This is a genomic window from Streptomyces sp. NPDC057099 (assembly GCF_042671245.1).
GTDB lineage: Bacteria > Actinomycetota > Actinomycetes > Streptomycetales > Streptomycetaceae > Streptomyces > Streptomyces purpurascens.
The window spans coordinates 64796-72556 of the sequence record NZ_JBHUTX010000041.1 but is presented as its reverse complement, the minus strand read 5'-3'; the positions used below and the strand labels follow the sequence as shown (position 1 = coordinate 72556).

The following is a 7761-nucleotide window of genomic DNA, read 5'->3' as shown; positions in this document are numbered from 1 at the left end:
CCCGGGGATGGGGGAGCCGGCGTCGTCGCGTTGCGGGGCCGGGTCAGGCGAGGGTCTCCACCGCGGTCGTGGCGAAGGTGTGGTCCTGCTCCGGGGCGCCACCGCCGACGCCGATCGCGCCGATCAGGCGACCGTCACGGTGCACCGGCACGCCGCCCGCGATGAACAGCAGCGGCCGGTCGAGCGCGGTCGGCAGCGTGTGGAAGGGGCCACCGGGCTGCACGGCGTCGACGAGGTCGGCGGTGGGCGCGTTCAGCTGGAGAGCCGTGTAGGCCTTGCGGGTGCTGGTCTCACCGGAGATCAGCACGGCACGGTCGTCGCGCCGGAAGGCGAGCAGATGTCCGCCCGCGTCCAGAACGGTGACGCTGACGGTCACGCCTGCGGCCTCGGCGGCACGACGGGCGGCGGTGACGAGGGCGTCGGCGTCCTGGGTGATCAGCGGGGCGACGGCTGTGGTGGTGCTCATGAGGGGTTCTCCTGGGGACTTGCTGGTTGGTTCCGGTCTGGCTCTGAGGCTGGGGCGGCGTCGGCCCGGCCGCTCAGTGGTGGACGGCGGCCCGCTGCTCGGCCGGCGCGGCTCCCGCGACGACGGTGCTGCGGGCACCGTCACGGCGCTCCAGAGCGGCCGAGAGGAAGGCCAGGAGCAGGGCGCCCGCGGCCAGGGCGGCGCCGACCCAGTTGGGGGCCGTGTAGCCGAGGCCCGCCGCGATCACGAGGCCGCCGAGCCACGCGGAGAGGGCGTTGCCGAGATTGAAGGCGCCGATGTTCACGGCGGACGCCAGGGTCGGCGCGCCGTGCGCCTGGTCGAGGACCCGCTTCTGGAGCGGCGGGACGGTGGCGAAGCCCAGGGCGCCGATCAGCGCGATCGTGACGGCCGACAGCAGCTTGTCGTGCGCGCTGAGGGTGAACATCGCCAGGACGACGGCCAGGGCGCCCAGGGAGACGTACAGCATGGGCATCAGGGCGCGGTCGGCGAACTTGCCGCCGACAAGGTTGCCGCCGACCATGCCGAGTCCGAAGAGGACCAGCAGCCAGGTGACGGAGCCGTCGGCGAAGCCGGTGACGTGGGTCATCATCGGCGCGATGTAGGTGATCGCCGCGAAGACCCCGCCGAAGCCGAGGACGGTCATCGCCATCGCGAGCAGCACCTGCACGTTCTTGAAGGCGGCCAGCTCGTGCTTCAGGTGCACGCCCTCCGGCTTGGGCATGTCGGGGACGAGCCGGGCGATGCCGGCCAGGCCGATGACACCGAGGACGGCGACGACGGCGAAGGTCACGCGCCAGCCGACGGACTGTCCGACGAGCGTGCCCAGCGGGACACCGACGACGTTGGCGACGGTCAGCCCGGTGAACATCATCGAAATGGCTCCGGCCTTCTTGTTCGGGGCCACCAGTTCGGCCGCGACGACCGCGCCGATGCCGAAGAAGGCGCCATGGGCCAGCGAGGCGACGATCCGGCCGATCAGCATGACGGCGAAGGCGGGGGCGAGAGCCGAGAGCAGGTTGCCGACGATGAACAGGCCCATCAGCACCATCAGCATCCGCTTGCGGGAGACCTTGGTGCCGAGAACGGTCATCAGCGGGGCGCCGAACATGACACCGAGCGCGTAGCCGGTCACCAGGTACCCGGCGGTGGGGATGGAGACCCCGTAGTCGCCCGCGACCTGGGGCAGCAAGCCCATGATCACGAATTCCGTCGTTCCGATCCCGAAGGCCCCGATCGCGAGGGCCAGAAGCGCGAGAGGCATGGAGGGGTTACCTTCCCAGACGATTGCAGGAGCGCTTTGCGTGCGTCCACAATAGTTGCACACGCGGGCTATGGGCAAGCGCCGTCAATTGCGATGCTGCTCTATCCTGGATGTCAGCCGCTCCGGGACGGAGGAAACGCCAATGACAGCGACGGACCCCGCGCTCACCGCGCTCGCCCAGGGCTGGTGCGCCCTTTCCCTGCTGCACGGGAGGATCGAGGGCCACATCGAGCGCGCCCTGCAGGCCAAGCACGACCTGAGCGCGCGGGAGTACTCCCTGCTGGACGTGCTCAGCCGGCAGCACGACGGGGACGGAGGCCATCTGCAGATGAAGCAGGTCGCCGACGCGGTCGTGCTCAGCCAGAGCGCCACCACCCGCCTGGTCACCCGCCTCGAGGACCGCGGGCTCCTGGAGCGCTATCTGTGCCCCACCGACCGCCGGGGCATCTACACGAACGTCACCGAGGCGGGCCTCGGGTTGCTGGAAGCCGCGCGGCCGACCAATGACGCCGCCCTGCGTGAAGCGCTGGACGAGGCGGCGAGGAACCCCGAACTGGCCCCGCTGGTCCGGGTGGTCGAGACACTGAAGGCCCCGGTGCCCGCATAGGCCGCTTCCACGCCGGCCTTCTCTGCCCAGGGTGCGTCCATCTCTGCGTAGGGTGCGCCCATGGGAGATCTTGAGATACGTGCCGCCGTCGCCGACGACGTCCCGGCGATCGTCGCCATGCTCGCGGACGATCCCCTGGGCGCACAGCGCGAGTCACCGGACGACCTCGCCCCGTACCTCACCGCACTGGAGCGGCTCAGCGCCGACCCGAACCAGCGTCTGGTCGTGGCGGTCCGGGAGGACCGGGTCGTCGGCACGCTCCAGCTCACGATCATTCCCGGGCTGTCCCGACGCGGTGCGACCAGGTCGATCATCGAAGGCGTACGCATCCACGCCGATGAACGCGGCAGCGGCCTGGGAACACGGCTCATCGAGTGGGCGATCGGCGAATCCCGGGACACGGGCTGCCAGTTGGTCCAGCTGACCTCCGACACCTCGCGCACCGACGCCCACCGCTTCTACGAGCGGCTCGGCTTCACGGCCTCCCACACGGGCTTCAAGTTCCCGCTGTGACCGGCCTGCAAGGGGCGCTCTGTTTCACGTGAAACAGAGCGCCCTTTGTCGTCACCGCCTATCCGATCCCCCGCCACCCCTCCGGATCGACCCCACCCGGCACAGAAGCCCCCTCCTCGTACGGCTGACGCGTGAACACGAACGAGCCGAGGTCCAGATGGCTCACGGATCCGTCCGGCCGCCGTACGGCCTTCAGTGGTTCTCCGGCGTAGTAGCCCTCCAAGCCGGTCCACGTCCCATCGCCGTTGGGACGGAATCGTGAACGCCTCCCGTTGCCGGACAACGGCTCCAGCGAGGCCAGCCCGTCGGCCGTCAGCCGCAGGGCGAACGCATGCGTCCCCCAGTACCACTGGCCCGCCAGCTCCAATGCCGACGGCTCGACCTCACGCATCGGTGTCCACGGGGCGGGGATGCGCGGCTCCGCCTCGGCGACGATACGGATGAGGTCCGCGGCGACCCCGGACGTCATGGGGCCCGAGGTGCAGTTGGCGAGAACGACCGCCGCCACGTCGTCCTCGATGCTGATGCTCACGCTCGCCAGGAAGCCCGGCAGGGATCCGCTGTGCCCCACGAGCAGTCGGCTGTGCCGGCGCTGGATCTGCAGCCCGAGGCCGTAGCTGTCACCGGACAGCACGTCGGTGGCCTCCGCCGGAGCGGACGGGGTCCGCATCTCCCTCAACGACTCGGCGCTCAGCACCCGCTCGTCGCCCTTCACCAGGAAGGCCGCGAACCGGGCCAGGTCCCCGGTGGTCGACCAGAGTTGACCTGCGGGTGCCATACGGCCCAGGTCCTCGACGGGCTCGGGCAGCAGCACGTCCGCCCAGGGGTGCACGGCCCAGCCGCCCGCGTGCGGGGCCTGTGGTCGCACGCCGGTACGGTCGAGCCCCAGCGGTTCGAGAACTTCACGCCGTAGTGCCTCCTCCCAGGAGGCCCCGCGCAACTCCTCGACCAGCGCGCCCAGCAGCGTGTAGCCGGGGTTGGAGTAGTGGTGCCGTCGGCCGGCGGGGTGCAGCAGAGGCTGCTCACCGAGAACGTCGGACAGTTCCGGCCGCAGAGATCCCGGTGTGCGCTCCCACCACGGCCCGGGCGACTCGGCCGCCAGCCCGCCCGTGTGCGCGAGCAGTTCGGCGATCGTCGCCTCCCCCGCGCCGGTGCCCGGCACGTGCTTCTCCAGCGGGTCCTCGAGCCCGAGCAGGCCCTCGTCGCGCAGGCGCATCACGAGAACGGCGGTGAACGTCTTGGTGATCGAGCCGATGCGGTACTGGACGCGCTCGTCGGGCGCGTGCCCGTCCACCGAGGTCCGGGCGCCGTGCCACACCGCCCTCCCCTCCCGGACGACGGCTGCGACCAGCGACGGTGCCCGCCCCTGCGCCTGCGCCACGGCGATCCGGTGGAGCAGCGCACGACGGGTTGCGGGAAGCAGCTCTTCCTCAGATGACGTCATGGCCCAAGTCCACCTGGCCGGGCCCCGCGAGTCGACCTCATTTCACCGTCGGCGCCGGATCAGGTCTGCGCCATGTCCACGAACCGTGAGTAGTGGCCCTGGAAGGCGACCGTGATCGTCGCCGTCGGGCCGTTTCGGTGCTTGGCCACGATCAGGTCGGCCTCGCCCGCGCGCGGCGACTCCTTCTCGTAGGCGTCCTCGCGGTGCAGCAGGATGACCATGTCGGCGTCCTGCTCGATGGAGCCGGACTCACGCAGGTCGGAGACCATCGGCTTCTTGTCCGTGCGCTGTTCGGGACCACGGTTCAGCTGGGAGAGCGCGATGACCGGGAGCTCCAGCTCCTTGGCCAGCAGCTTGAGATTACGGGACATGTCCGAGACCTCCTGCTGACGGCTCTCGGCCCGCTTGGACCCACCGGACTGCATCAGCTGGAGGTAGTCGATGACGACCAGTCTGAGGTCATTGCGCTGCTTGAGCCGGCGGCACTTGGCGCGGATCTCCATCATCGACAGGTTCGGGGAGTCGTCGATGTAGAGCGGCGCCGCCGAGACGTCCGGCATCCGGCGGGCCAGACGCGTCCAGTCCTCGTCCGTCATCGTGCCGGACCGCATGTGGTGCAGGGCGACCCGGGCTTCGGCGGACAGCAGACGCATCGCGATCTCGTTGCGCCCCATTTCGAGGGAGAAGACCACGCTCGGCAGGTTGTTCTTGATCGAGCACGCTCGCGCGAAGTCCAGCGCGAGCGTGGACTTACCCATGGCGGGACGCGCGGCGATGACGATCATCTGGCCCGGGTGCAGGCCGTTGGTGAGCGAGTCGAAGTCCGTGAACCCCGTGGGCACACCGGTCATCTCACCGCTGCGCGAGCCGATCGCCTCGATCTCGTCGAGCGCGCCCTCCATGATGTCGCCGAGCGGCAGGTAGTCCTCGCTGGTGCGCTGCTCGGTGACCGCGTAGACCTCTGCCTGGGCGCGGTTGACGATCTCGTCGACGTCGTCGTCGGCCGCGTATCCCATCTGGGTGATGCGCGTACCGGCCTCGACCAGGCGCCGCAGGACGGCACGCTCGTGGACGATCTCCGCGTAGTAGGCCGCGTTCGCCGCCGTGGGCACCGTCTGGACGAGGGTGTGCAGATACGAGGCCCCGCCGACCTTGTTGATCTCACCGCGCTTGGTCAGCTCGGCGGCGATGGTGATGGGGTCGGCCGGCTCGCCCTTGGCATAGACGTCCAGGACGGCCTGATAGATCGTCTCGTGGGCCGGCTTGTAGAAGTCGTGGCCCTTGAGGATCTCGACGACATCAGCGATGGCGTCCTTGGACAGCAGCATGCCGCCGAGGACGGACTGCTCGGCCTCGATGTCCTGCGGCGGTACCCGTTCGAACGACGTGCTTCCACCGCCGTCCCACTCACCGCTGTCCCTGCCGCGCTCGTGCTGCTCGTCACGGCCCCGGCCGCCGTCACCGCGTCGGCGGGAGGAGGGCAGACGATCACTGGGCCCGCTGTCGGCCCACGGGTCGTCCAAGGGCTCGGAAATACTCACCGAGCCACCTCCTCCCGTCCGCCGCAGCAGACCTAGCCGTGCCCCTCTTTTCTACGGCACGGCACTGACAAATGAGAGGCCCAACTCCGGTTACTGGACGCCGGTTTTGTGACGTTTGCGAAACCGACGGACGGAGCGGGCGCCGGACTACCGTAGGCCCGTCGGCACCGTCAGCCAATCTGGTTATCCACAGGCCATGTGGACGACGGCCCAGATGCTGTGGAGAACTCGGCGAAACCTGTGCATGACCCGGTGGACAGGCCTGTGAACAAGCATCGACCCGTCACAGAGGAACCGCCCTGACCTGCAACGTTGCCATCCACGGGCTGTGCAGAAGAAAAACTTCCCCAACCGGCCCAAGATCGCTTCGAATGGTGCACAGCAGTGCGCACCTCTGGACGAATGGTAAGGGTCACAAAAGCTTTGTATCTCTTACCTGTGGACGATTAGATTGGTGCACATGACACAGGCCCCCGTGCGCCCTCGACCCGGCCGGAGACAGCACGACCGAGAGATCGTCTCACTCGCCGTGCCGGCCTTCGGCGCGCTCGTCGCCGAGCCCCTCTTCCTCATGACCGACACCGCCATCGTCGGCCATCTGGGCACGGCCCAACTCGCCGGTCTCGGCGTCGCCTCGGCCCTGCTGATGACCTCCGTCAGCATCTTCGTCTTCCTCGCCTACGCCACGACGGCGGCGGTCGCCCGCCGCGTCGGCGCGGGTGATCTCCCGGCCGCCATCCGCCAGGGCATGGACGGTATCTGGCTGGCCCTGCTCCTCGGCGCCGGTGTCGTGGCCGTCGCCCTGCCGACGGCACCCCACCTCGTGGACCTCTTCGGCACCTCGGACGCGGCAGCCCCCTACGCGATCACGTATCTGCGCATCTCCGTGCTCGGCATACCGGCCATGCTCGTCGTCCTCGCCGCGACCGGTCTCCTGCGGGGCCTGCAGGACACCAAGACCCCGCTCTATGTCGCCGTCATCGGTTTCGTGGCCAACGGCGCTCTCAACGCGGGGCTCGTCTACGGGGCAGGGCTGGGGATCGCCGGCTCCGCCTGGGGCACCGTCATCGCCCAGTGCGGCATGGCCGCGGTCTACCTCGTGGTGGTTCTGCGTGGAGCGCGGAAGCACGGCGCCTCCCTGCGCCCGGACGCCGCCGGGATCAGGGCCTCCGCTCAGGCCGGTGTTCCCCTGCTGGTCCGCACCCTCTCCCTCCGGGCGATCCTGATGATCGCCACGGCGGTGGCCGCCCGACTCGGGGATGCGGACATCGCCGCCCACCAGATCATCCTGTCCCTGTGGAGTCTGCTCGCCTTCGCTCTCGACGCCATCGCCATCGCAGGGCAGGCCATCATCGGGCGCTACCTCGGAGCCGGTGACACCCAGGGCGCCCGCGCCGTCTGTCGTCGCATGGTGGAGTGGGGTATCGCCGTCGGGGTGGTGCTCGGTGTCCTGGTCGTCCTCAGTCGACCGGCGTTCCTGCCCCTGTTCACCAGTGACTCGGCGGTCAAGGACGCGGCCCTGCCCGCCCTGGTCATCGTCGCCCTGTCGCAGCCGATCTCCGGAATCGTCTTCGTCCTGGACGGAGTCCTGATGGGCGCCGGCGACGGTCCCTACCTCGCCTGGGCGATGGTGCTCACCCTGGCGGTCTTCACACCGGTCGCCCTGCTGGTGCCGGTACTGGGCGGCGGGCTCACCGCCCTCTGGGCCACCATGACGCTGATGATGACCGTACGGATGCTGACCCTGTGGCTCCGGAGCCGCTCAGGCCGCTGGATGGTGACGGGCGCGACCCGCTGACGACCGGGCTCGGCCGACGGACTGTTTCACGTGAAACACGGTGTTTCACGTGAAACCAGATACCGCGCCGACGGATACGGCGAGATGGGCCCGGATACGACGATGGGGCC

General features: G+C 69.5%; 7 protein-coding genes. 3 read left to right on the top strand and 4 right to left on the bottom strand.

Going from position 1 to position 7761, the window contains the following annotated elements; genetic code table 11:
• Positions 1-43: 43 nt before the first annotated feature.
• Positions 44-466: a heme-binding protein gene (locus ACFT4A_RS33300; protein WP_382837695.1), complete on the bottom strand. Its 423-nt coding sequence runs from the start codon at positions 464-466 to the stop codon at positions 44-46.
• Between the two features lie 73 nt (positions 467-539).
• The gene (locus tag ACFT4A_RS33295) at positions 540-1748 is read right to left on the bottom strand and encodes an MFS transporter (RefSeq protein ID WP_382837692.1); all 1209 of its coding nucleotides are present in this window, start codon (positions 1746-1748) and stop codon (positions 540-542) included.
• 142 nt (positions 1749-1890) lie between these two features.
• Here ACFT4A_RS33295 and ACFT4A_RS33290 point away from each other — a divergent pair, with 142 nt between their 5' ends.
• Positions 1891-2355, top strand: coding sequence for a MarR family winged helix-turn-helix transcriptional regulator (locus ACFT4A_RS33290; protein ID WP_382837690.1), 465 nt, complete (start codon positions 1891-1893; stop codon positions 2353-2355).
• Between the two features lie 60 nt (positions 2356-2415).
• The gene (locus ACFT4A_RS33285; RefSeq protein WP_382837687.1) at positions 2416-2868 is read left to right on the top strand and encodes a GNAT family N-acetyltransferase; all 453 of its coding nucleotides are present in this window, start codon (positions 2416-2418) and stop codon (positions 2866-2868) included.
• Positions 2869-2926: 58 nt separating this feature from the next.
• Here ACFT4A_RS33285 and ACFT4A_RS33280 read toward each other — a convergent pair whose 3' ends face one another.
• A complete protein-coding gene (locus ACFT4A_RS33280) occupies positions 2927-4312 on the bottom strand; it encodes a serine hydrolase domain-containing protein (RefSeq protein WP_382837685.1) in 1386 nt (461 codons plus the stop codon).
• 59 nt (positions 4313-4371) lie between these two features.
• The gene (dnaB, locus tag ACFT4A_RS33275) at positions 4372-5853 is read right to left on the bottom strand and encodes a replicative DNA helicase (protein ID WP_382837682.1); all 1482 of its coding nucleotides are present in this window, start codon (positions 5851-5853) and stop codon (positions 4372-4374) included.
• Positions 5854-6313: 460 nt separating this feature from the next.
• Between dnaB and ACFT4A_RS33270 the strand changes: the two genes are divergently transcribed.
• On the top strand, positions 6314-7651 hold the full coding sequence (locus ACFT4A_RS33270; protein WP_382837679.1) for an MATE family efflux transporter: 1338 nt from the start codon (positions 6314-6316) through the stop codon (positions 7649-7651).
• Positions 7652-7761 lie beyond the last annotated feature (110 nt).

Coding starts and splice junctions, on each gene's coding strand:
- ACFT4A_RS33280 (WP_382837685.1), bottom strand. CDS start 4,312: ATGACGTCATCTGAGGAAGAGCTGCTTCCCGCAACCCGTCGTGCGCTG.
- ACFT4A_RS33295 (WP_382837692.1), bottom strand. CDS start 1,748: ATGCCTCTCGCGCTTCTGGCCCTCGCGATCGGGGCCTTCGGGATCGGA.
- ACFT4A_RS33290 (WP_382837690.1), top strand. CDS start 1,891: ATGACAGCGACGGACCCCGCGCTCACCGCGCTCGCCCAGGGCTGGTGC.
- ACFT4A_RS33285 (WP_382837687.1), top strand. CDS start 2,416: ATGGGAGATCTTGAGATACGTGCCGCCGTCGCCGACGACGTCCCGGCG.
- ACFT4A_RS33270 (WP_382837679.1), top strand. CDS start 6,314: ATGACACAGGCCCCCGTGCGCCCTCGACCCGGCCGGAGACAGCACGAC.
- ACFT4A_RS33300 (WP_382837695.1), bottom strand. CDS start 466: ATGAGCACCACCACAGCCGTCGCCCCGCTGATCACCCAGGACGCCGAC.